This is a genomic window from Dyella sp. 05T440, from assembly GCF_056395965.1.
Genome location: NZ_JBFTKN010000016.1, coordinates 59,195 through 83,655 on the forward strand (window position 1 = coordinate 59,195; position 24,461 = coordinate 83,655).

Here is a 24,461-nt window from a genome sequence, read left to right on the forward strand (position 1 = left end):
CATGGTCGAAAGCGTTCGCGCGGCATGTCGCCCTTGCCATCAGAGTTGCTGCGCCACCAAGGCAAGTCCGGCGCGGAACATCGTCGCGCCACCATTGGAAGGATGGCGGATCTTGTCGGCGTGTACGCCCAGCTTGCGCAGCGAATCGGCGGCGACATTGCCCACGGCCACCACGGTGACGCCAGGCAACGCAGCCATCAGTTGCTGCAGCAGTGCCGCGCCCATGGCCTTCTCCGCTTCGTTGGGCGCACGGTTCGACAAGGGCGTCGCGCCGTGCGGATGCCATGGGAAGGCGCCCCACAGGACGGTGTGATCCATCAAACCTTGTTCACGCAGCGCGCGCCACACGATGGTGGACGATGGCTCGCGCCAGGGTAGCCGCCGCGAAGTAAGTCGGTCGTGCAACTTTCCGATACGCGGCACGCCATCCTCCAGCAGCAGAGCCTCGGAGGTGAACGGGCAACCGGTGATCCGTGTGCCTTGATAGCCTGGCGCCTCGCCGACCAGCAGCAACCTCGGTGCAGGAGCAGACAGATGCAGCCTCAGGCGTTCGCGGCGGCCTTCGATCGCGGCGGGAGCAATGTCGTCGCTGGAGATAGCGTTCCACGGATCGAAGACGTGCGGCATACCGGCGGTCGGCGCCGAGTAGAGTGCTTCCAGGAAGGCTTCGATCTTCGCAGTAGTGCGCATGGCCATAGGCATAAGGCTTAGTGACCTTCCACGAGCGCGCCATCCGACGCGCCATCCAGTCCATCCGACTTTACGCCCTGATCGCTTCGATCAGGGCTCTCAAACCCGCCGACTGATGTTTGCGACTCGGAAAGTAGAGGGGCAGATTTTCCTCCGTCGTGCACCAATCCTCCAGGCAGTATCGAAGTCGACCATCGGCGATATAAGGCGCAGCGCGATCGTCCCACACACAGGCAAGCCCTATGCCTTGCGCCGCGGCATCGACCATCAGTTCCTGGCTGTCCAGGGCGAGTGGTCCATCGACGTCCACCTGGATGGCTTCGCCCGCCTTGGTGAATTCCCAACCAAAGATGGCGCCGCTGGGAAAGGCGTAGCGAATGCAGAATGTCGTTGCGTTCCTGGCTTCCGATGACGCGTCGTTTGTTTCGGGGCATGGATTGCTGGTGGATGGTGGTTGTTCGATCGCCTGATCGCTTGCAGCACCAATGCACTGCATCCCGAGCAGCACCGATGCGTGCTGCTCGGCGCGCGCTGAAAATGCGATCAATGGCCTTTTGAGCTGCTATCCGTTGCGCGTCACAGCCGCTCCATGCGCAGCCAGGATGGATCACCGAGCCATGCGCGCTGAAAAGCCGCTCGCGCCGCGGCCGCTTCGCTTTCATGGCCCAGCGCATCTTCGCTTTGGGCCAGTCCATAAAGCGCCCAGCCGTTCCTCGGTGTTTGCTGCAGCGCTGCCTGGAATGCACGGCTGGCTTCCTCAAATCGCCCCGCTCCGAACAACGCCGCGCCAAGCGACTGGCTGACCGGGTAGTACCAGTACGCGGGCTCCTGATAGGGAATCTTGCGCTCGAGCGTGATGGCTTCGCGATAGTGATCCGCTGCCTCGTCGAAGCGGCCTTGCGCGTGCGCAAATCTGCCACGCGCGACAGCTTCGGCAAGCAGCAGGAGATCGGGTGCAGGTACGCCCTGCTCGATCATCGGCGCGAACGCATCGGAAGCACGCAGCGCGGCGAGCGCCCTCAGCTCGCTGTCGAAGGCGGCGCGATCTAGTCGCTCGGCATGGGCCACAGCGCGTGAGTAATGGCGCATGGCGACCGCATAAGGAAGTCGCGCATCCGCCGGTGGCATGGCGAGTATCGCCTCGGGTTGCGCGAACTGCGCCATCGCCAGATAAGGCGCAGCATCGATCGCCTGCACCCAGGCAATGCGCGCCGATGTATCCGGATCGAGCACAGTTCGCAGGCGACCGGCCTCGCGGATCGCGGTGTCCATGTCGCCGGCCATCTGGGCCGAGGCAACGATGAAGTGGATGTTGTGCGGGTAGTAGCCGAAACGCACCAGGCTGTGATCGTCGGTACGGCGAATCAGCGCTTCGTCGGACCGGGCCGCCGCGACGTTGACGCGCATGGCATCGGCATATCGCCCGGTCAATGCATAGATATGCGCCGGCATGTGCACGAGGTGTCCCGCGCTCGGAGCGAGCGGTTGCGCCAAACGATCCGCAGCCGCTTCGGCGCGGCGTGGATCGGCGCTGTTCTCCATGAGATGGATATAGAGGTGAGCCGCCTGCAGGTTTTCCGGATGGCGGGCAAGCACCTTCTCGATCAACGCAACGGCCTCACCGCTGCGCCCTACGGGCGTTCGCTTGTCGGCTTCCCAGTAATTCCATGGGCTCGTATCCATCGCCGCTTCCGCGGCGAGCACCGCGACGTCGTCGTCGTTCGGAAAGCGACGCGCGACATCAAGCATAGCGTCGGCATAGGCCGCATCGAGCGTGGCACGATCAGCCTTCGCATCGCGAGAGTAGCGGCGCGCAATGGCGTCGATCAGCGTCTGCTCAAGTGGCGATGCGTGCGCGCGAAGTGCGAGCGCCCGATCCATCGCAGCCAGCGCGCTGGTCCGGTCGCGATCGTCCATCGGAGCATTGATATTGGGTCCCAGCGCGAGTGCCTCGCCCCACCAGCACATCGCACAGCCGGGATCGAGCCGCTGGGCCTCCCTGAATGAGCGCACCGCTCCCGCGTGATTGAAACCGTAGGTGAGGACCAAGCCCTGATTGAAGTAGCGCCTGGCCTGCTCGCCACGCGTCGTGATCAATAGCCGAGATCCTGTGAGATCGGCGAAGAGCGGCATGGGCGCCGATGCAACGCCCGCTGGCCCGGCAACAGCCGATGCAAATGCCAGGTGGCGCGTCAGAGACCATGTGGCCGACCCGCTGCCACACATCGCAGTAGCCAGCAGAGCAGGATCAATAGTCCTTGCTTGGGATAGATAAGACGTGACAAGCGACGAACTGGTGAGTGCAACACCAGCCCCGGCGAGTACTGCGTACTTCAACAGCTTGCGCATGGCCAAGGCTCCGTAGAGGAACGTAGCCAGGTCAGGTTACTCGGTCTGCCGGGGGCGTAAATAACCAGAAAGAGAGATCCGCACATGCGAGGGGCAACATGGGTAGTGGCATCCATGCTGCTGGCTGATTTCAAAGACGGCTGAACGAAATCGACGATTGAAACGGGGATCAGGTTGAGTTCCTCACTGCCCTTCGATCGCGGAACTTAACCTGACCCCGTTCCTGGTCAGGCGAGGCCGGACAGTCCGTAATTGAAGATCCGCTGCCCTGCTTCTTCTGCTGCATGCTTCAGCGTCGCGACCTCGCCCAAGCGAGCCGCTCGAATCAGCGTTGCGCCCAACACCAGCGATTCCTCTGGACGAGGCGGGCGGGGTTCGCCCGGGTCGTGAGGTTTCGGCAGACCTGGAAGCGGGATGACGGTGCCGCACCAGTCCTCAGAAAACTGGCGCAGCAGACTGGCACCCTGCTCACCACCGGCCTCACGCGCGCGCCGCAGCGCGACGAATGCCAAGGCTCTCGCAAATCCAATTCCACCAGCCTTCGGGGGCAGTGGCTGAGGATTGAGCGCTACAAGATCGCTCAACAGGCCGCCGCCATGCCAGTTGGGATGAGGTCTCTTACCCCCGGCGGTGAGTTCATTGTCGAAAAGGCCGTTCAACCCCGCCAGTGCGGCAAGGATCGCCCTGAGAGGCGGCCCCGGATGTGGCCCTACGGGACTGTTCTTCCACCAGTCATCGTCCTCCGTGCTTGCTGCTCTGCGCCAGGGTTCGGGATGTGGCCCCTCGTTGAGCGCATCCCTGATCCATGGTCCCCACGGCCCGACCGGACCGGGATCATCCGGGTTGGGATAGAACGCATCGGTCAGGCGATTGACCAGCGCAATCAATCGGATCTCATTTGCTTCCATTGACGTTCTCCAGAGAATGATCAGGACGTTCTGCCAGACGGCTATCCCATTTCCTTGCGCATTCGAGATCGCCGCTCGATCCAGCGCGCTCCACCGTGCCGTGCCAGCAGGCAACGGGGAACGCGAGTGCTCACGCATCCGCATTTGGGGCGACCGTGAAAGCCGGGCAGGAGACATTCACGAATGCCATTCGTCATCTTCTGTACGCGCTCCACGGGCACGTGACACTGCCATATCGGCGACGTCGGGGTAATCCGTGAAACTACGCGCTTTACTTAGGATGAAAGGCATAGACAAATCCGCGACCGACGTTGAGGCATGCAGCTGCAACTTCGATAAATCAAAGCTGGCCACTTCGCGTCGCCACACCGTCGAATACGCGGCGCCAGCCACTTATTGAGCTGCCGAAGCTCAAGCATTGCCTTGCAAGAGCCGATGCAAATCACGAACGTTTAGCCGTCCGTATTTGTTTGGCATCAGATACCGCTGCGATGCTATGGGTTTGCGTCTCCGCCAGCCCTGACTTCAAAGTTCGACGCCACCTTAACCTCGGCTACCGTAGGCTCTTGCGCCGGGGTGTTCGCGGGGGCGCTGTTCGCTTTCGGTCCCGCTGGGGTACGCAGCCGACATCGGCTGTCGCGAAGTGGATTCGTTTGGAATGACTGGCTTGGTTTGCTGACTTGGTCGGCACGGTTTTGTGTTGCCTGAACCACGGTCCGCCGTATTGCCAGTCCATACCATCTGGCGTGGGAGATTGGGTGGGGAACACTGGGAAGCCGTGATCGAACGGCTAGGCAGACATGATCCGATGCACGTCCCGCATGGCGTGCGTGGGGAACGTTTGCGGTGCGCTCCGATGCCTATGAATGATCTGCCGTTCCGATGGGAGTCTTTCACGACGGAGGGACGGTCATGCCAAGCAAGACGCGACGCGGCGCCACCATCCAGCGCGACCTGGCCGAGTTGGCCAACGATCCGCGATTTGTCGCCGGCTTCGAGCGCGCGCAGCTGACGCGCGTCGAAGCGACCGTGGGCGGCATCGCCGCGACGGTCGATCTCGGGCAATCGGTGATCCGCTCCGACGATTTCCTGTCGATCAATGTCTCGCTGATCAACCTGGATGTGGTCGCGCCCGATGGAGACGGCCCCGCCACGCTCAAGGCGAAACAGGGCAAGACTGGCTACATCGTGCTGCGCTTCGCGCCGCAGTCGATCTCGGAAGAAGTGTATTACCAGGCGCCAACCGCCGGCATCGCCGATACGCCCGCCCAGGATCCTCCCCCTACGCCTCCTACGAACACGGGCGGCGAGTCGCCGCGTCTTCCACCCATTCCTTCGCGCATCGCCAACGGCAGCCGCGCTGTGTTTCGCTACGACGCCAAAGTGCTGGCCGATGCCGGCATGCCATCAGTGCCTTACACCTTGCAAGGCCTACTCGATGCCTGCCTGCATCTTCCCTTGAGCATCACGGCGAACGCGGCCCGTGGTCCCGCGCGGCGCATCGTGGTCGGTCCACTCACCGGCGTTTTGCAGAAACGCCAGCGTGCCGCCTACGCCGCGCTCACGCCGGGTCAACGCGCGCGCACACTCGCCACGACGCTGCGCAACCTGCGCGTCGTGCAACAGGGCGGGCCGGAAAATCTGCATCTGCTGTTGCGCCGCGCCGAACTGCGTGCCGACGCACTCGCCCTGCCCGTCGAACAAGCTGGCACCGAGGTACTCGAACCAGGCAGGCAGGTGGCCGGCACCATTCGCCCTGCGACGCATCAATCGCTGCACAGCGCATCGGCCATGGCGCTGTATGGCGTGGTCGGATCGGCGGGCCTGGAGATCACAAAGCTGGCTCCGTCCTGGTACCTGCGCCCGCCTGCACCGACCCTGCCCACTGCCACGCAAACATCGCTGGAGCTGCCGTACCGGCTGATTCTTTCGCCCAACGAAACCGGCCGCTTCGTGCATGCCAGCACCCCGCAGACGTTCACACCGACGGGTTGCACGCCGCTCTGGCATACGCGGCTTGGCTACCTGGACAGCAAGACCGGCATCATCGAAGAAGGCCCCGAAAGCGGCACGGAAGTGCGCGCCGTCTGGGCGCRCTTCGGACCGCAGTCGGTACCGTCCACGTTCGACCCCGGCATTCCCAAGCCAGCCACCACGCCGAAGCCGAATACGGTTCCGTTCCGCATGACGCTGGACGACCGCGATCGTTTCAACATCGTCCACGAGTCGAGCAACTTCCGTATTCCCGACGGCAACCAGGAGCCCATCGCATGCAACCGGCTGATGCTGTCTGCGCTTGGCGGCTGGCTGGATGCACGCGGCGCGTGGAAGGTGCCTGCCGGATTATCCGTGGAAGAGTGGGTGCATCAGGCGACGCAAGCGCGCGACCACTACGTGAAGGTGGTCTACAAAGGCTACCTCTGTCCCTTTGGTCATCAGGTCTCCTTGGTGAAAGTGAGCGAACGCAAGTTCCATCACGACCAACCTGGCAACGCTGCCTATCTGCGCCAACGAACCTTCATCATCGTGCGCGAGCCCGTGCACAGCTATCCCACGATGACGGTTCCGTCGAGCGATGCCATTCCCGGCGTCGCCGACTCCGCCTATGCACGCTACTTCCATCGCCAATTCCCCTTTAGCCAGATCCGTTGCCTCACGCATGTCACTCCCGATCTGCAGAACCCGACCGACGAGGACGTTGCAGACCAAGGCATGCTGATGTTCTGGCCTTGCGTCGACCCGCATACGCCCTTCCGCTTCCGTTTCGTGGGCACCGACCTGGATGGCAAGAACATMGCGTTCGAGATGCCGGGCATCTTCATCGACAACTCGCTGGCCAACCCATCGCTCGACGGTGATCGCAGCTTCGCGGAAGCCAATTACGACATAGTCCAGAACGCCTGGTTCACGGCCAAACAGGCATGGCGCAAGGCGACTACGCATAGGCAACGTGTCTGCATGGCGCCCAGCCAGAAGCCGGGCGACACGTCTTGCGAACTCGATGAGGTCGAGTTCGGCATGGAGGTGCGGCAACTGCGCCATGATCCGGCGACGCGCAGCGGGCCGCTGACGTATCCCTCGATCCGGCAAGCCACCGCGTTTATTCCATCGCTGACCTATCTCACCGGCGGCCAGAACGGCAGCCAGATCCAGTGGAACAAACAGTACGCCGCGCGTGCAAAGGACTTCGACAAAGGCGAAGTCTTTGCCGATATCGCCTCAGGCCCTGATCTTGACTTCACCAGCAAGGGCGATCGTTCCGGCGGTTTCGTGCAACCCAACCTGCGACCCTCGGGCATTTCACGCCTGGCCGGTCCCATCACAGGCGACGTCGCCAGTTTCAACACCGGCGCCTTCGATGGCGCGCAAGCGTTCAGCGCCATCGTCAGCCCCGTGCTGTTCGGCTGCATTCCGCTGGGCGAATTGCTGAATCTGGTGCATTTCGATCCGGGCGGCATCGACAAGCTGCCGAAGTTCGTCTCCGAAGCGGCTGACGCGCTGCAGGATTTCATCGGCGCCCTGGGTAACACCAACGACTTGCTCGGTCAGCTCGAATCGATGGCTGCGTCGGCCGCGCAGTCGGCGCTGGAGCAGGCGATCAACCTGGCCTTCGAACAGATCAAGCCGCAGATCCAGGCGCTCGATGCCACCACCGCCGCCCTCGCCAGCAAGCTCGATCAAGCCGTTGGCGTGGGCGAGGACCTGATCGATGCGATCAAGGCGCCCGATGCGTTCAAGCCGCCAGCGAGCGGGCTCACCACCGCGCTCAACGACATGCAGGGCGAACTCGGCAACCTGCTTGCGGCAGTGAACCTGCGTATCACGCAACTGCCGGGCAGCGGACTTTCCACTGCCGTACAAAACGTCGTGCAACAGCAGCTCGTGCCGATACGTGCCCGCATCGCGCAGATCCAGGCATTCGTCGATGACATCAAGCGCATTCCGGCCATGGTGGATCCCGCCGAAGCGCTGTTCAACGCGGTGTCCGAGCTGCTTGTTCCGCCCGAGCAACTGCCCGACCTTCTGAAGAACGAAGCCGACGTGCAGGCCAAGATCCAGGCCGTAGGCAATGCGCTGACCGACTTCCAGACGGCCTTCGACAAGATCAACCTGTTTGCCGGTGGCGTGCGCGGCACCGTGGACAAGATTGCCGCCACGCTGCGCGCCATCACCGACAAGGCAGCGGACATCGCGCAATTGCTGTCCTCGCTGCTCGGCGACGAGATCACCGTGCACTTTGACTGGCATCCCACCATCAAGCCGTGGCCCGATCCGTCCAACTCGCTGTACGGCGCACTGGGCACCCTGTTCAAGCCGCACGACGTGGATGCCTTCATCGTGTCGGTGGAAGCCAAGGTGAAGAAGAGCACCGGCGAGGCGAGCGTGAAGGTACTCTGCGGCCTGCGCGCTTTCGACCTGATCCTGCTGGGCGAGAAACAGGGCTTCATGAAGCTCGCGTTCGAGAAGATCGAGTTCCGCGCCGATTCTTCGGCCAAGATGGACGTGGACGTGAAATTCGACGGCATCCACTTCATCGGGCCGTTGAAGTTCGTCGAAACACTGAAGGACCTGATCCCGCTGGACGGCTTTTCCGATCCGCCCTCGCTGGACATCTCCGAGAAGGGCATCGACGCGAGCTTCTCGATGGCGCTGCCTAACTTGGCCGTCGGTGTGCTCAACCTGAGCAATCTCAGCCTGGGCGCCGGCTTCACGGTTCCCTTCATTGGCCAGCCGCTGTCGGTGCGCTTCAACTTCTGCACGCGCGATCAACCGTTCTGCCTGACCGTCTCGATGTTCGGCGGTGGCGGCTTCTTCGGCATCACCATCGATCCACATGGCGTGCAATTGATGGAGGCGGCGTTTGAGTTCGGCGCGGCCATCGCGGTGGACTTTGGCGTGGCCTCCGGCGGCGTGCATGTGATGGCCGGCATCTACTTCCGCATGGAAAAGGACGCCTGCACACTTACCGGTTACTTCCGCCTGGGCGGCAATGTGAGCGTGCTCGGCATCATCTCGGTATCGATCGAGCTTTACCTCGCACTGAGCTACGACGGCGGCACCGGCAAGGCCAAGGGCGAGGCCACGCTGACCATCTCGGTGAGCCTGTTCATGTTTTCGGTCAGCGCATCCATTCACTGCGAACGCAGCTTTGCCGGTTCCAACGGCGATCCCTCGTTTGCCGCACTGATGGGTCCGGATGCCGGCCCCGTCACCGACGACACACAGTATCCCTGGCGCGACTACGTCAACGCTTTCGCCTGAGCGAAAGGAACCACGCTCGCAAGGAGACGATCATGGCGGAAAAACTGGTCTGGACCGTGCTGCCCTATGGCTTCGACAGCCATGGCCAACTGCGCGTTTCCATCGTGCTTTCCCCCAGGCTCACGCCGGACCCGGACAGCGGCAATGCGCAGGCGCTGTTGTCGGGCTACCCGGATTTCCTCGACTGGCCAAAGACGCTGGCGAAGCTGCGCTTCTCGCTGAAGACCGATAGCGCCACCTTCGATCTCAAAGTCGAGGAAGCAGCCAGGAGCGACATCTGGACGAAACTGTTCACGCCGGACATGAGCGTGGCTCCGTTCGTCTATACGGACATGAGCCAACACAACCTCAACTCCTTTCCGGTGCGCCATGTGGTGCGCTTCCTGAAGGATCACTACGGCGACCTCGCCGCACAGCAAGGGCTCGATCGCCCTGCCCTGTTCCCCATTGGCGGCAGTCCGTTCAAGCCGATGATCACGCAGGCGGCGGGCGGCGAACGCTGGGGCCAACGCAAGTACTACCACCGCCGGCCCAACGGCATCGGCGATCTGCTGGTGAACAGCGACATCGACCAACGCGTGCGTGGGGAGTACTTCGGCAAACACAGCAAGTACGTGCCGGAACAGATCGTCGGCATCGATGGCCACCTCACCGCCAACAAGAAGCACACACCGACGCGTGCGCTACCCGCCGATCTGCCCCCGAGCCTCAAGAACCTGTTCGGCCTGAGCACGCCGGCTTACGCGCTCTACCAGGCGAACCGGTTCTATTCACGGGAAGCCACGCCGCCACCCTACGCGCCTTACCCCGATCCCACGGCAACCAGGCAACCCATACCGACACCGAAGTACGACTTCCACAGAGTGGTGGGTTCGTTCGGTGACGCACCCGCGATGATGCGCACGCTTGGTCTGGTCATCGATGCTGTGATGGTGGGCGCAGAACAACTTATCGAACAAGGGCGCGCCAATCCCGCCGGCATCACCGGGACCATGCAACTGCTGGTCAAGCACCGTGGACCGAGCACCGCCGAAGATTCCACGCCACGCACAGCCTGGCACCTGACCGGCAGGCGTTTCATCGTGCGCAGCCGCACCTCCACCGACGTCACCGATGGTTTTCTGGCACTGGCCGGCGCGATGGAAGTCGCGCGTTCGGATGACGCCAAAGCTGCCGACGACAAGTCGCCTTTCAGCCTGGTGCAGGTGGACGCCGACGGCTCGGCGATCAAGACGGTGAACTTCGTCAACAGCACGCTTACCCACCTGCAGAACACACCTGATCCGAACGGTCACGACCCTCTCGGCAAGCCGGCAGGCCTCGCCTACACCACCAACAACAACCAGGAAGCCACCCCTGCTTTGCGTTCGGCGGGCATCACCGTGACGCGCCACAACCGCGCCAACGACCTGGCCGGGGACCTGGCTGCGCATTCGCTCAAGAACGATGCACTCGACGACGCCAGCCAGTCTTCAAACGTACTTCTCTACGCCGAAGATGTGCTGCGCGGCTTCCGCGTGGACGTACGCGAAAAGCGCACCGACAAGTGGCGCTCGCTATGCGCCCGCGTCGCCAACTATCGCGCCACCGAGGACCAGTCGCAGCTCATCGACGACGTGCACGACGAAGGTTGCGTGCAGGGCCCTTCGACCACCACGCAAGCCGCACCGGACGACGTCGACAACAACAAGGACACCCAGGATCACTACCTGCACGAGGCGCTGTTCAAATGGGCCGGCTGGAGCCTGGTGGCGGAGCGCCCCGGCAAGCGCATCGTGCCCGTCAACGAGCACGGCCTGATCCAGGAAGAAACCGTACAGCCGCAGACCGACGCCGATGCCGCCGATGGCGCGTCACCCATGTTGACGCGAACGAACTGGCAACCGGGCACGCTGCCGCGCCTGCGCTTCGGAGAAACCTATCGCCTGCGCGCACGCACAGTCGACCTCGCCGGCAACAGTCTGAAGCTCACCGACAAATCCATCGCCGACCTGGAACAGGCCAGCGATGAAATCACCTATCGCCGCCTGGAGCCGGTGGACCCGCCCGTACTCTCGCTGCATGGGCGCGTGTCGGAAGGCGAATCGCTGGAACGGGCCGTGATCCGTTCCGATGTGGTGGCGACGGATACGGGCTACCAGAGCCTGTCCAGCAGCGAGTACATCGCGCAAGGTCCCTACGCGCTCAACGATCCGCTGGTGAGCGGCTTCGCGTATGTCGATGTGAATCTACGCCACGTGGTGCCGCCGAAAACATCGCAGACGCTGGCCGAGCAGCACGGCTGCTTTGACGATGCCTTCGATGCACCCGCCGGCCCAGGCAAGAACGCCGCCATCCACCAGGCCTTCGACCTGATCGCCAAGCGCGAGGCCGGCACTCTCTATGACGGCGGCGCGGCCGTGAAGATCATCACGCCAGCCATCGATGGAGCGTCCAAAGAGCAAGCGCTGGCGCAGTCGCCACCCGAGGGTTTCCGACTGCAGCCGGGCGAGTATGTCGTGCACACGGAAGACCGCCTGTCGACACCTTACCTGCCCGATCCTGCGGCGGCAGCCGTGGTGTTGCGCGGTGTACCGGGCATCGTCGCACCCGTGGTGATCGACGCCGCTGACAACGTCCACGCCGACTACATTCCACTCACCCAGGAACTGGTGCTTTACGTGCCGCTGAAAGGCACCTGGCCGGAAGTCGATGGATTTCGCATCGCCATTGTCGAACTGGCGGAACAAGTCGACGCTGTGCCCTGCACTGACACCGTCGACGCCGCGCATGCCGTACCGAGCTGGGACAGCACCAAACGTACGCTGACGATCTTCCTTCGCAAGGGCGAGATCGCGCCCGTGCGCTACTCCACCGGCATCCGCGTGGACCATATCCTGAAGATGGGTTTGCCCGCATGGACCAGCACGCCGCTGGGCGGTGTCTGGGCGGCCATCCTTGGCATCTGCGGCGCCAACTGGACGATGACGCCCGACCGCACGCTCACCCTCGTGCATGCCACCCAGCATCCGGTGTGCGAGCCGACCTTCCTCACCATCAACGGCCATCGCGACAACGGTGCCACCTGGATCGACTTCCAGCGCGAAACCTTTGTGCGCTATCACGCCCGCAGCACCGGTCAACTGGAAGTGATGGCCGACTGGATGGAATGGATCGACGACGTGGCTTCAGGCAAGCCACCGTACCGCAAGCACGTCACCGCACGGCTCAAGCCCGTGCGCATTGAACAACCCGGCATCGAAACCAGCGAGCCGACAAAATCCGACTACGGATTCCTCGGCCCCGTGCCCGACAGCGGCACAGTTCGCCCGCACGTGCGCCATGATTTCGGCGACCAGAAGTTCCGCTTCGTTCGCTACAGCCTGCTCGCGACCACGCGTTTTCGCGAATACCTGCCACCATCGATCACGGCGGACCCGGCGCAGGTGACGCGACAAGGCCAGCCCTGGTTGCAACACGCACTCGCTTTGCCTGCGAACTATTACGACGACGCCGTTGAAGCCACCGACGTGGCATGCGGCGCACCCTTGCTCCAGTCGAACGTTGCCCCACAGGGCTACATCGTCCCCGCTTCAGGCCGGCCGCAACCGCCGCACCTGGTCTACATCATGCCCACGCAACACTGGTCCGACTCGCAAATCGGCGGCGTGCATCGCGTGGTGCGCGACGGTGGCACCTTGCGCATCTATCTGGAGCGCCCCTGGTTCACCTCCGGCGATGGCGAGCTGCTGGGCGTCGTGGTGATCTCCGGCAGCAATCCCCGAAAGCTTGCAGACCTCACCAATGACCCGAGCGAATCCTTCGTCAGCCAATGGGGACAAGACCCGTTGTTCGACTCCACGCTGCCACGCGGCACGCTCACCGCCGCGGCCTTCCCCAATGCCGTCTACACGCAAAGCGAATTCCTGCCCGAAGCGAATCAAGACATGCTGATCGCCGGACATCGCGTCTACTTCGACGCGGAGCGCAACGAATGGTTTGCCGATGTACGCATCGATGCCGGCGACAGCTACATGCCCTTCGTTCGCCTTTGCCTGGTTCGCTATCAACCCTACGCCAGCTACGACACACGCCTGTCGATCGTCGTGGTCGCGCCCTATGCGCAACTCCTGCCGCGTCGTCGTATCGACGTATCGGAAGCGCGCGATGCGTATATGTTCAAGGTGTATGGCCCGGTGCCCACGCATGGCGCGGGCTCCACCGCCGCCGTGTATCCCGGCGTATCGTCCATCTTGACCGAGTACTTCGGCCCCGGACCCGGCCACAACCGCATCGAAGTCGTGCTGCAATGGCAGAACACGACTTTCGAAACCGACCTCGACTGGTTCGACATCCCCAACCAGATCCACCCCAGCGCCGACGCCACCCCGCAACAAGCGGTGCTAGGCCTGCTCGATCAGATCGGCGCCACCATGCTCACGAGCTTTGCCCAAGAGCAACACGTCGCAACGACGACACCCGCGCTTACCCGGGAAACACCGACCACAAACATCGCGCAAGCAGCAAAGATCACCCACCTCACCCCAGACCTGATCGCACAACTGGTCTCACTGGACACCTGTGTATGGGTCGGCCGAATCAGCGTGCCAGCCAACCTGCAAGGCAAGCGCCTGCGTCTGATGCTGCGCGAATACGAACGGCATCTGTCCGACCAGGAAGTCGTCGTGCAGCCGTTTTCTGTGCATCAGCCCAAGGTGGTTGAGCGGCTGGTCTTTGCCAGGGAGTTTCCGCTGGCGCCTGCTCCTTCTTGACGACACGATGCATCGCGGGACGGCCAGATTGGTGGCCGCATCCTGAAATGCCCCTTGAGCGGAGACCAACATGAGTGCGCGCCACCGCCGCGTTGCGGTGCTCAGGACTGCTCAGGAGATGCGCCGATCCCGCGCAAAATTCGCTGCACAACTTCAGCACCCACGTGTTCAACCTCCCCCTGCGCCGGAGCCACGTTTCCTACCCGCAGCGCCGCCGCGCCGTGGACCGTGCTCCATGTGAACAACAAATCCCCTGGCGATGGTGGAAGTGCCATCACGCCGGTTTCGTGCAGCCCTTGTAGTGCCGCCGGCAGATAGGAGTAGCTGGTCGGCTTGCCCGTTTGCAATGCGTTGGCACGGGTTTGCACCGCATACGTGCCAAAGATCAGGCGCCACATGGCCGGCTGATCGTCGGCGAAACGCAGATACGCCACGCCCAAGCGGTGCAGGCGTGCAATCGCCTCCGGGGCATCTGCCGGCGGCGTGTGGAGATCGAACGCGTCAGCAAAGCGCTGCTGGAGCTGGGCGATGCCGATGGCAGCCAGCTCCGCCAGCAAAGCTTCGCGGCTTGCGAAGTGCCGGTACACCGCCGCGCCACTGACGCCCAGTCCCGAGGCGAGCTCGCGTAAAGAGATGTGCTCGATGTCAGCCGCCTTTCCTGCGGCCTCAAGCAGGGCCCGTCGCAGGTCTCCGTGGTGATACCGCCCTCCGGCGGGATCGGAGGGCTTAGTCATGGCTTGATGTTAACGCTGTTGACATTAGTAATTTTGCGGTCTAAGTTAACGGTCATAACATTGATCCTTCGATGCCAGCGGCCACCCGATTTCGAAGCACGTCCTGGCGCAATAACCCCATCCCCATCCAGCGATGGTCGCCCCATGACGCCTCCCAAACCCCATTCAATCAAGGTCTGGTCGATACCGACCAGTCTCAGCCAGTTAGCGGTCTACGATACCGGCATACCGGGCGGCGCGGGCGCCTCATCGGAGGTGCTGGTCTTGTGGCCATCCGTTCTCGCTGACCACCGAATCTATGATGCGCAGGTGGCCGCCCTGCGGGCACGTCATCGATTAATCCTCATCGATGGCCCCGGCCATGGCGCCAGCGGCCCAGCTGCGGGCAGCTTCAGCATGGCGCAGTGCGCGGATGCCGTCAGGCAGGTGCTGGACGCACTCCAGATCGTCAAGCCTGTCGTTTGCATTGGCACGTCGTGGGGCGGCCTCGTTGCGGGCGAGTTTGCGCTAAACCATCCCGAGCGCACTCGCGCCGTCGTCATGCTGAACACTCCTGTCTTCAAGACCCGTGCGCGCTTGCGCGATAGCTTCGTCAGTTGGGGCGCACGCTGGCTGAAATTTACCAGCGTATACGTACAGGGCGTGGCCGATGCTTATTTTAGGCCCGAGACGCGGAAGCGCGAGTCCGCTTTCATGGAAGGATTCCGCGAACAGATCCGGCGGGCCAACGGTAAGGCCCTATCGCAGGCCGTTCGTTCGGTACTGCTGGAAAGAGACGACCTCTCGTCGCGCCTGAAGAACATTGGCGCGCCAACGCTGTTCGTCGCCGGAACGCACGATGCCATGTATCCGGTGGACGATCTTCGCCATGCCGCCGCTCAGTTGACGCGGGGTCGCTTCATCGAACTGCCAACGGCCCATCTCTCGGTAGTCGACGCTCCCGCTGAAACCACGCAAGCCATCGACTCGTTCTTGAACGAGCTGAAACTCACGAGCCCGCTAAGGCTCAGGGAGCTGAAGCTTGGAGAATGAATCGCAAGTGGTACTGGTCACCGGCGGCACGCGCGGCATCGGTGCAGCGATCGCCTCACGGCTTCGTGGACGGGGGCATCGCGTCTACGTGACTCAGCGCGCCCCGGTTGAGGGCGGGCCGCAGAGCAGCCCCGAAGTGTTGAGTCTCGACATTACCAGCGCCGCCTCGGTTGAGTCATGTGTGCAAGAACTGCTGCGGCGTGAAGGTCACATCGATGTGCTTATCAACAATGCCGGTTACGACCTGTTCGGCGCCGTGCTGGAGACCCAGTGGCACGAATTCATGGACCAGCTGGACACGAACTTTCTTGGCGCGGTGCGCATGGTCCAAGCCGTCTTGCCGCATATGCTGGAGCGCCGCGCGGGTCGAATCATCAACATCAGCTCGATCGGAGGCGAGATTGGCCTTCCGATGAACGCAGCATACTCAGCCAGCAAGTTCGCCCTTGAGGGCTACACCGAATCGCTACGCCATGAGCTGATGCCGCTCGGCCTCTATGCCTGCACTGTCAGTCCGAGCCCGGTCGCCACTGGCTCACTCGAGCAGTCGATCCGAGAAGTCAGTGCCGCCGATAATCCGTTCGCTCACAGGCGAGCCGAGCTAGTCAGACGCATGCGCCGCGATGGCCTGGCGAGTCGCACTCGGCCCGAGCATGTGGCGGCCGCTGTCGTGCAAGCCATCCAAGCCCGAGTGCCGGCGCCGCGTTACCGCGTAGGCTCGCTCGCCCGCTGGATCCCTCGCCTGAAAGGCTGGCTGCCCGACTCGCTGTTTGAGCGATTCATGCGCCGCACCTTTCCCTAATCTGCAAGTCCGTTCGTACAAGCCTCTGGGCGTGACTGTTGGAGAATCACCGTGATCGTCGACCACATTCGCATCATTCTATGGGTCAGCGGCGCGTTTACCCTGCTGCCGATCATTGTCTTTCTGCTTCCAGCACAGGGGCCAAGACTCCTCTTCGGAATCGAAGCACCCGAGGGGGCCGGTGGGCTGCTCACGCGACATTGGAGCTTGCTGGCGCCGAGCCTGGGAGCGTTATTGATATATGCCGCGTGGCACCCGGAACTTCGCGTTCCGCTGATGTTGGCTGCAGGCATCGAAAAAGCTGGGCTCATCGGCTTGATCGTGGCGAGCTGGAAAAAACCGTACGTGACCCGCATGCGACCCATTGCCGCTTTCGACCTGGCCATCGTGTTGGTCTACGCCATCTATCTCTGCCACGAACTTTGATTGACCACCCAAACCCGATCGGTTTAAGGAGAAACACACACCAAGGAGTACGGCTTACTTATCGACCGGCTTGATTCGCAGTGCGCGCTTGACCGCGTGTTACGACCCACCGCTTGCGTAGACGGTTAGGCACTCGACATGACCCGAAGCAGACAGCATTCGATTGGAGTCCAGAGGAGCGGCGATCCAACATCTACCGCCGAGCTGTTCATTCATTATGCTATCGCAGGTCAGCTTTCTCGAGAGTCTCGTATGAAAAGCCAGCTGCGGGTCATTGGGGCCGTTGCTCTGTCACTCGCCGTCTTCATGGTCGACGCATTTACGACGGTAAACGGCGCTATAGCTGTCGTCTACATCGTGGCCATTCTCCTGGTTGCCCCCATGGGTTTACGAGCCATCATCGCGGCGGCGGCCGCCGCCGTGGTGTTCACGCTTCTGGCGTTCGTCCTGCAACACGGGGACAAGCTCAACAGTAGCGCGCTGATCCGCCTTGGCGTTTGCATCGTCGCCATCTCCTTGACGACAGTCCTGATCCTTCGGGACCGAGCCACCCGCACATCACTGGTTGAGCAGGCCAGGATTCTCGAGCTATCACACGACACGGTCATCATCAGGGACAAGAATGACGTCATCGTCTATTGGAACGACGGCGCCGAGAAACTGTACGGTTGGATGCGGAGCGAGGCGGTCGGCAAGCACTGTGAGAGCCTGCTCAAGTGCCAGTTCTCCTCGGAAGAAGTCCAGGCCGCCTTTGATCTGGAAGGCCACTGGACTGGTGAATTGATTCGTACGCGCCGCGATGGTGCGTCGCTTACCCTCGCGAGTCGCTGGCTCCAGCGTAAGGACGATGCGGGAAAGCCTGTTGGCGTCATTGAGTCCAGTGCAGATGTCACAGCGCAGTTGAAGCATGACGAAGCACGACGTGCGTCGGAACAACGCTATCGGACCATATTCGAGACTGCAGGCTTTGCTACCTGGGAGTCCAATTGGTTGGAATCCAAACGCGTCCTCGACCAATACACGGGCGACGTACGTCATTTGGAAGACTGGCTGTTGGCCAATCCCGAAATCACTCAAGCTGCCATCCGGGGAGCCATTATCCGCAACGCGAACCCCGCCGCGGTACGGCTATTCCATGCAGACAGCAACGAAACGCTCTCAGGTACAAATCTGTGTGGCCGATATCTACCCGATAGTTTCCCCGCCATCTCACAGTTACTTGCCACGTTGCTTAGAGGCGAAAGGGGGGCAGAGAACGAAGTCCGCCTGAAAACGCTGACAGGGGACGTTGTTGACGTGGTCCTTCGCGTCAATATTCTTCCGGACTCGCACGACTGGGCACATGTATTGGTTATGGCTTTCGACGTGACCGAGCAGAATCTATCGCGTGCCCGAATCGAACAGACGTCGGCCGAACTGGCTCATGCCGCCCGCGTGTCGCTGCTAGGGCAGCTCTCTGCATCCATCGCGCACGAAGTGAATCAACCACTCACGGCGATTCTCAACTACGCCCGCTCGGGCGAACGTTGGCTTTCAAGGGAAGAGCCCGATCTGACTGAAGTTTCATCGAGTCTTCAGCGCATCGTGACCAACGGGAACCGGGCGGCGGAGGTGATCAAGCGAGTCAAGACGCTAGCCAAGAAGACCGTGACTCCCGCAGCAAGCTTTAGTCTCCCCGAGATCGTCGAGGACGCACTTGGACTCGTGCGGCATGACGCAAAGTTACAGGGCGTCAAGCTCAGGCAATCGTCGGATGGCCCTCTCCCCCTTGCTTTCGGTGACCGAGTTCAAGTGCAACAGGTTCTCGTGAACCTTATCGTCAACGGCCTCCACGCCATGCGAGATGTCGCCGATCGGAAGAAGGATTTGCGGATCTCTCTTGGCGTTGCACCTGAAGGGATGCTTCGCGTCGAAGTACGGGATGTGGGAATGGGCTTTGCGCCGGAGGCCATTGGCAGGGTGTTCGATCCATTCTTCACGACCAAGGCCGAAGGCATGGGCATGGGCCTTTCCATCTGCCGCTCCATTATCGAAGCGCAAGGAGGGCACATCCAGGTGAACAACAATCAAGGGCCAGGCGCGACGGTAAACTTTACCGTCCCCGCGACTCCAGCAAACACATAGGTGAGGGTGCAACACCTATACATTCGGATGGTGGAGAACGGCATCCGAAACATGGAGAATGGCTCCGAAAGTCCCTGTACAGGGCATGGAGTTGTTCTTGAGCCAGGTTCATACCATCGGCGTTGTTGATGATGACGAGGATGTGAGGGATAGCATCGTCGCTGTCTTTCGCTCAGAGGGCATTGGCGTGTATGCCTTTTCAAGCGCAGAGTCCCTTCTGGCCTTCCCGCTGATCGATACGCTGGAGTGCCTGGTCACGGATCTTCACATGCCGGGAATTGATGGGTTCGGGCTAAGACGCGAACTGATGGACCAGGGAAAGCATTTGCCGGTAGTCATGATGACCGCATTCGCGACTCCCGAGGCGCGAGACATGGCAGATAGCCTCGGCATCGCGGAATTCCTTGAAAAGCCCGCCGATCCGGACGAGCTCTTGAAAGTAGTCAGGTCGCTTATCGCCAACTAGCAACACGTTCAATCGGCGGCTACCCAAACAGGTTGAGGCGCACCTTGGAAACTGCACTGATTTGCGTACTGGATGATGACCAAGACGTAAGGTCATCGTTGGAAAGCCTGCTGCGTTCCGCGGGATACAGCGTCCAGGGCTTTGCGACCCCCGAGGAATTCCTGGCGTGCGATGCGGCTGACACGGCCGTATGCCTGGTGCTCGACGTTCAGCTGGGAAGCGCCAACGGGCTGGATTTCCAGCAGGAGCTGGTCGAGGGTGACACGCTGATTCCTGTTATTTTGATCAGTGGTCACGGGGATATACCGATGACGGTACGCGCCATGCGCGCCGGCGCGGTCACCTTTCTATCCAAGCCTTTTGATGAGCATGAATTGCTCGCGGCGGTGCAAGAAGCAGCTACCCGGGCTCGGATCCGAAGAGCAGAGGTCGATGCCTTTGCTTCCGTTCGCGCGAAGTTCGATAGCCTCTCTGCCAGAGAGCGCGAGGTTTTTGGCCTGGTAACCTCAGGTCTTCTCAATAAGCAAATTGCAGGCCGCCTCAATCTGAGCGAGATCACGGTGAAGATTCACCGGGGAAACCTGATGCGAAAGATGCAGGCCGAATCGTTGGCCAACCTGGTGCGAATGGCGGAGGCTCTTGGCATTCGCGAGCCGGTCTCCCGCTACAAACGCGACTGAGCAAGCGGCGCACGCTCTTCACGGTCGACCAAATTCCCAAAAGCGAGTTCGACCCACCGGCGTCATCGCTGGCGGGTCGACCTTTGCTCACTCCCGAATAAACGCCAGCAGATCGCGATTGAGCTCATCCTCGCGAGTGATCGGCAAGCCGTGCGGTGCGCCGGCGTAGATCTTCAACCTCGCGTTGGGCACCAACTCTGCGGAGCGCTTGCCGGCGGCATCAATTGGCACAATTTGATCGTCATCGCCGTGGATCACCAGGGTAGGTACCTTGATGCGCTTCAGATCGTCTGTGTAATCGACCTCCGAGAACTCGCGAATGCAGTCGTACTGGCCCTTGATGCCGCCCATCATGCCCTGAAGCCAGAATGACTGGCGAACGCCTTCGGAAACCTCTGCATGAGGGCGGTTGTACCCAAAGAAAGGCAGCGTCAGGTCGAGGTAGAACTGGGAGCGGTTCTTGAGCACGGATTGGCGAATACCGTCAAAGACCTCAAGCGGCGTGCCATTGGGGTTATTCGCAGACTTCACCATGATCGGTGGGACCGCGCTCACCAGTACGGCTTTGGCGACGCGGGCGGCGCCTTGGTTTGCCACATAGCGCGCAACTTCACCACCGCCTGTCGAATGGCCGATGAGTACCGCGTCGCGCACGTCCAGATGATCCAGTAATTCCGCCAGGTCGGCCACGTACTGGTCCATGTTGTTACCTTGCCAGGTCTGGTCGGAGCGTCCGTGGCCTCGACGATCGTGCGCAATCACCCGATAGCCATGGGTCGCCAGGAACTGCATCTGCGAGTCCCACGCGTCCGAAGAAAGCGGCCATCCATGGGAGAAAACAACGACCGGCCCCGTTCCCCAGTCCTTGTAAAAGAGATTGGTTCCGTCCGACGTCTTGAAGGTGCACATGATGATGCCTCGTGTGGTGATGGTGACTACGATGGTTGGGCATCAAGCATGAAATGCAAAGATAGCGAAGGCTCATACAAAGGTATGTAGATAGCCCACGCCAGACACTTTGGTGCATTGAATAGTGCTTAAAAGCAGCGGTTCAAGGCGCAGCATATGCGCATCTCTTGGCTGACTCATACCTTGGCATGAATATCGTTAGCTCGATGGTGTTGCTTAGATGCGCTCGTCCTCGGCATCGACTGATGTCGCAGAAGACGAACCCATCTCGGAGTTTCTCCGAGTCTGTCACTCGCTCACGGAGAACACCATGAAGCGCATCAACGGCCTTTTGGCCCTCATCATCGGAGCAGCCGTCATGTCTCAGTCCGTTTCCGCCGAAGACTTCAAGAACAACACGCACCTCGATCCCACCGTCCGGTCGTTCCTCACCGAACTCAGCAAGAACCCCAGCCCGTTCTGGCAGCTTCCGCAACCCAAGCCGCAGGAGATCCTGACGGCCTTGCAGAACCAGACGCCGGTCGATATGTCGGGTGTGACGACGACCGAGCGGACCATCACGCAGGATGGTCAATCCGTGAAGATCTACATCATGAAGCCGGATCAGGCTGCAGCTAACCCCGGCGTCCTTTTCTTCATCCATGGCGGCGTGTGGATCGTCGGCAACTTCGACAATCACAAGCGCTTGTTGCGCGATCTCGTCGTCAAGTCCGGCCAGGTCGGCGTTTTCGTCGAGTACACCCCGCTGCCGCAGGCAAAGTTTCCGACTCAGCTGGACGAGACCTATGCCGCTCTTGTGTGGGTCGCGGCGCATGGCAAAGAAATCGGCGCTGACGGCGGCCGCATCGCGGTGGCCGGCAACTCGGTCGGCGGCAACATGACCGCAGCCATTTCCCTGATGGCCAAGGATCGCAAGGGCCCGAAGATTGCCTATCAGGTGCTGCTGGTGCCTGCGACGGATGCCAGTGTCGATAGCGAGTCCTACAAGAAGTTCGCTGATGGCTATTTCTTGTCGCGTGCCTTCATGAAGTACGGCTGGGATCTGTATGCGCCGGACGCCAAGACGCGTGACAACCCGTACGTCTCGCCGCTGCGCGCGAGCAAGGAAGAGCTGACGGGTCTTCCGCCGGCACTCGTCATCACGGCGGAAAACGATCCGCTCCGTGACGAAGGTCAGGCCTACGCCCGCAAGCTGACGGATGCCGGTGTTCCGGTGGCGGCCGTGCAGTACAACGGTACGATCCACGACTTTGTTGCGCTCAACGCTCTGCGCAAAGTGCCGACGACCGAAGCGGCCCTTGACCAGATCGCTGACGGCATCCGCGAGCACCTGAACTGATCGGGCGCGAAGCCACGAACTTCGTCGTACGATCTGCGCCCTCCGCCGTCATTCGACGCTGGAGGGCGCTTTTTTTGGCAAGCGTGAGGTCGCGCCCATCCAGATGAAGTTGCTTCCCCAAATCTTGCGGATGGTAAGATGTGCATAACGCTGCGGAGTCTAGGCGTCGCGTCTGCGACGGTTGTGCGATGACCAACGGTCCGAAAAAGACGTACCCTGCTGTGCAGAAACAGCGCACGCGGGTCGCCCGGTCGCCGTGGAAAACCAGGGTCGGAGTAGACTTCCCATGAAAGCTGGCGGGAGAAGTGCACTCTGACCCTCGTTTTATTTCTCTACCTGCGGGTGCCAATAATCAGTTCGTACTCGTCACTGCTTTTTTGCTCAACGTGCTGTCCTGAGACAGGAACCGAGTAGACGGCCTGATCGACTCCGCTGGCCCTCGCGTACCCGTTTGCACGGAGCCACTGCAATACTTCGGTCGCGAACTGCATTGACTCGGAATCTCCGAGTACGGAGGTAACGGACACCTTCGCACTGGTGGGTATGTGCAGCCGGAGCTCTTGCCCCACCTGATCCGTCATATGCCTGACAGAAGGTTCAATCGTTACGTTCTGAGCAGTGATTCCCCCAGACTGGTTGTAGCTCACAACTGAGCTCTGCACTCCAGCCGGCGCAGGTGCATCTGTCTTGAGGAGTGAAAGCGTTCCAGTCAAAGCGCTCACAACCCCCGCCACTCCTACGACCCACCAAAAGACTGACTTCGCGCCGATCGCCCTTCCACTGCTTTCCATCTGCATATCCGCTTGGCCTCCTGAATTGAATTTCCATGCAGGCGGCCTTGCTTGTCCGCAGGGCGCGACGTCGCGGCTAAAACAGCCGACCCGAAAAATGCGTGGATAATCTGCGCTTGTATCGGCCGTCCATTCGAAATCTTTACTCGACTTTGGAGGCCTGATGCGAGGTACCCAAAACGGCAACGCATACATCTGACCATAGCCTGAGATGGTCGCGTGCGCTCGCCTCCATCATCAGAAATTGCTCTGCAGAAACACGAGGCGCCCGATATGCGACGGGCCCCACAAAAGCATGCTTTGTCTTATTCATGACATCGCAAAAACATACGCGCATATCGCAAGATGCCGTGGGCTCACTCCCCTACCCCAGCCCATCAATACAAGTAGAGCCACATACCGGCCGATAGCGCCGACGGGCTTCTATTCCCCTGAATATTTCAATATGGGCGTTAGGTCACTCATGAAGACCCGTTCCCACCGAGAGCACGACACCGAGGCCATGGACAGGCTGCTCCTTAAGCGCATCGCCGATGGCGATCGAGATGCGCTGGCGACGCTCTACTACAACTATCACGGGAGACTTTGTGAGTTTCTCTATCGCCTGACCCGACATGCAGAAATCATCGATGAGGTGATCAATGAATGCTTCTGGGTCGTCTGGCAAAAGGCATCGGAGTTTCGACAGGCGTCCCCTGTCTCCATCTCGATCATGGGCATCGCCTATCGCGCAGGGCTGAAGGCGCTACACCGACGTGGTGCCGAACTTATCGATGCAGATTGCTTCACTCAAGATCTGACGCCTTCGCGCAACGCCGGGAAACATTGCCAGTTGCGGGATCGGATCACCCATGGTCTTGCCCGCCTCACCTCCGACCAGCGCTTGGTATTTGAGCTGGTTTACGGCGCAGGCCATAGTTTGGACGACATAGCCGCCATCACTGGCATACCTTTGTGCACCGTGAAGGCGCGCCTGTTCCAGGCCAAAGCCAGTTTGCGCAATGTCCTTCCCTTCCTGGCCGGCGATTGAAACCATGCCGCTCAAACCTGGCGTGAGTGGAAGAGAAGGATGCGATCCATTGCGCCCTTGCTGTTACTGGCCGATGTCCAAGATCCGTTTCGGGTCGGAAGCGGATCCTTAGCGCCAAGGGAATTCGAGTGGCCTGCCCCATGTGCGCCAAGCCACTACGTTTCCTCA

16 protein-coding genes are annotated in these 24,461 nt (G+C 61.2%); 10 read left to right on the forward strand and 6 right to left on the reverse strand.

Annotated elements, in window-relative coordinates; genetic code table 11:
* Positions 1-39: 39 nt before the first annotated feature.
* From AC1DE1_RS18120 to AC1DE1_RS18135, 4 genes are all read right to left on the reverse strand, one after another.
* Positions 40-690 (reverse strand): uracil-DNA glycosylase, encoded by a 651-nt coding sequence (locus tag AC1DE1_RS18120; protein WP_477177423.1) that lies wholly within the window; start codon positions 688-690, stop codon positions 40-42.
* A 70-nt stretch (positions 691-760) separates the two neighbouring features.
* Complete coding sequence (locus AC1DE1_RS18125; protein WP_477177424.1) at positions 761-1,198, reverse strand: LysR substrate-binding domain-containing protein; 438 nt, start codon at positions 1,196-1,198, stop codon at positions 761-763.
* A gap of 68 nt (positions 1,199-1,266) precedes the next feature.
* Entirely contained in the window at positions 1,267-2,787 is a 1,521-nt protein-coding gene (locus AC1DE1_RS18130; RefSeq protein ID WP_477177425.1) for a tetratricopeptide repeat protein, read from the reverse strand.
* A gap of 479 nt (positions 2,788-3,266) precedes the next feature.
* Complete coding sequence (locus tag AC1DE1_RS18135; protein WP_477177426.1) at positions 3,267-3,947, reverse strand: hypothetical protein; 681 nt, start codon at positions 3,945-3,947, stop codon at positions 3,267-3,269.
* Positions 3,948-4,859: 912 nt separating this feature from the next.
* Between AC1DE1_RS18135 and AC1DE1_RS18140 the strand changes: the two genes are divergently transcribed.
* A complete protein-coding gene (locus AC1DE1_RS18140; RefSeq protein ID WP_477179237.1) occupies positions 4,860-9,209 on the forward strand; it encodes a hypothetical protein in 4,350 nt (1,449 codons plus the stop codon).
* A 32-nt stretch (positions 9,210-9,241) separates the two neighbouring features.
* Positions 9,242-13,960, forward strand: a complete 4,719-nt coding sequence (locus AC1DE1_RS18145; protein ID WP_477179238.1) for a hypothetical protein — start codon at positions 9,242-9,244, stop codon at positions 13,958-13,960.
* A 101-nt stretch (positions 13,961-14,061) separates the two neighbouring features.
* On the opposite strand, the gene AC1DE1_RS18150 is transcribed toward AC1DE1_RS18145, so the two are convergent.
* A complete protein-coding gene (locus tag AC1DE1_RS18150; protein WP_477179239.1) occupies positions 14,062-14,694 on the reverse strand; it encodes a TetR/AcrR family transcriptional regulator in 633 nt (210 codons plus the stop codon).
* A gap of 144 nt (positions 14,695-14,838) precedes the next feature.
* Between AC1DE1_RS18150 and AC1DE1_RS18155 the strand changes: the two genes are divergently transcribed.
* The 6 genes from AC1DE1_RS18155 (at position 14,839) to AC1DE1_RS18180 (ending at position 20,224) form a co-directional block, all read left to right on the forward strand.
* Complete coding sequence (locus AC1DE1_RS18155) at positions 14,839-15,726, forward strand: alpha/beta fold hydrolase (protein ID WP_477177809.1); 888 nt, start codon at positions 14,839-14,841, stop codon at positions 15,724-15,726.
* Positions 15,716-16,528, forward strand: coding sequence for an SDR family NAD(P)-dependent oxidoreductase (locus AC1DE1_RS18160; RefSeq protein ID WP_477177808.1), 813 nt, complete (start codon positions 15,716-15,718; stop codon positions 16,526-16,528). Before AC1DE1_RS18155 ends, AC1DE1_RS18160 begins: the two co-directional genes overlap by 11 nt.
* A 51-nt stretch (positions 16,529-16,579) precedes the next feature.
* Complete coding sequence (locus AC1DE1_RS18165; RefSeq protein ID WP_477179240.1) at positions 16,580-16,954, forward strand: hypothetical protein; 375 nt, start codon at positions 16,580-16,582, stop codon at positions 16,952-16,954.
* 252 nt (positions 16,955-17,206) lie between these two features.
* Positions 17,207-19,078 (forward strand): PAS domain-containing sensor histidine kinase, encoded by a 1,872-nt coding sequence (locus AC1DE1_RS18170; RefSeq protein WP_477179241.1) that lies wholly within the window; start codon positions 17,207-17,209, stop codon positions 19,076-19,078.
* A 97-nt stretch (positions 19,079-19,175) separates the two neighbouring features.
* Complete coding sequence (locus AC1DE1_RS18175) at positions 19,176-19,544, forward strand: response regulator (protein ID WP_441602069.1); 369 nt, start codon at positions 19,176-19,178, stop codon at positions 19,542-19,544.
* Between the two features lie 44 nt (positions 19,545-19,588).
* Positions 19,589-20,224 carry a response regulator transcription factor gene (locus tag AC1DE1_RS18180; protein WP_477177767.1) on the forward strand — a complete coding sequence of 212 codons (636 nt, stop codon included), beginning with the start codon at positions 19,589-19,591 and terminating at the stop codon, positions 20,222-20,224.
* Positions 20,225-20,311: 87 nt separating this feature from the next.
* Here AC1DE1_RS18180 and AC1DE1_RS18185 read toward each other — a convergent pair whose 3' ends face one another.
* Positions 20,312-21,133: an alpha/beta fold hydrolase gene (locus tag AC1DE1_RS18185; protein ID WP_477177766.1), complete on the reverse strand. Its 822-nt coding sequence runs from the start codon at positions 21,131-21,133 to the stop codon at positions 20,312-20,314.
* Between the two features lie 310 nt (positions 21,134-21,443).
* Here AC1DE1_RS18185 and AC1DE1_RS18190 point away from each other — a divergent pair, with 310 nt between their 5' ends.
* Both AC1DE1_RS18190 and AC1DE1_RS18195 read left to right on the forward strand, forming a co-directional pair.
* Positions 21,444-22,472: an alpha/beta hydrolase gene (locus AC1DE1_RS18190; RefSeq protein ID WP_477177765.1), complete on the forward strand. Its 1,029-nt coding sequence runs from the start codon at positions 21,444-21,446 to the stop codon at positions 22,470-22,472.
* 1,254 nt (positions 22,473-23,726) lie between these two features.
* Positions 23,727-24,293, forward strand: a complete 567-nt coding sequence (locus AC1DE1_RS18195) for an RNA polymerase sigma factor (protein WP_477177764.1) — start codon at positions 23,727-23,729, stop codon at positions 24,291-24,293.
* Positions 24,294-24,461: the final 168 nt, after the last annotated feature.

What these genes read in the sequence shown, in the direction of transcription:
- AC1DE1_RS18120 (WP_477177423.1), bottom strand. Translation starts at nt 690, where the DNA reads ATGCGCACTACTGCGAAGATCGAAGCCTTCCTGGAAGCACTCTACTCG.
- AC1DE1_RS18135 (WP_477177426.1), bottom strand. Translation starts at nt 3,947, where the DNA reads ATGGAAGCAAATGAGATCCGATTGATTGCGCTGGTCAATCGCCTGACC.
- AC1DE1_RS18145 (WP_477179238.1), top strand. Translation starts at nt 9,242, where the DNA reads ATGGCGGAAAAACTGGTCTGGACCGTGCTGCCCTATGGCTTCGACAGC.
- AC1DE1_RS18150 (WP_477179239.1), bottom strand. Translation starts at nt 14,694, where the DNA reads ATGACTAAGCCCTCCGATCCCGCCGGAGGGCGGTATCACCACGGAGAC.
- AC1DE1_RS18155 (WP_477177809.1), top strand. Translation starts at nt 14,839, where the DNA reads ATGACGCCTCCCAAACCCCATTCAATCAAGGTCTGGTCGATACCGACC.
- AC1DE1_RS18170 (WP_477179241.1), top strand. Translation starts at nt 17,207, where the DNA reads ATGAAAAGCCAGCTGCGGGTCATTGGGGCCGTTGCTCTGTCACTCGCC.
- AC1DE1_RS18185 (WP_477177766.1), bottom strand. Translation starts at nt 21,133, where the DNA reads ATGTGCACCTTCAAGACGTCGGACGGAACCAATCTCTTTTACAAGGAC.
- AC1DE1_RS18190 (WP_477177765.1), top strand. Translation starts at nt 21,444, where the DNA reads ATGAAGCGCATCAACGGCCTTTTGGCCCTCATCATCGGAGCAGCCGTC.
- AC1DE1_RS18195 (WP_477177764.1), top strand. Translation starts at nt 23,727, where the DNA reads ATGAAGACCCGTTCCCACCGAGAGCACGACACCGAGGCCATGGACAGG.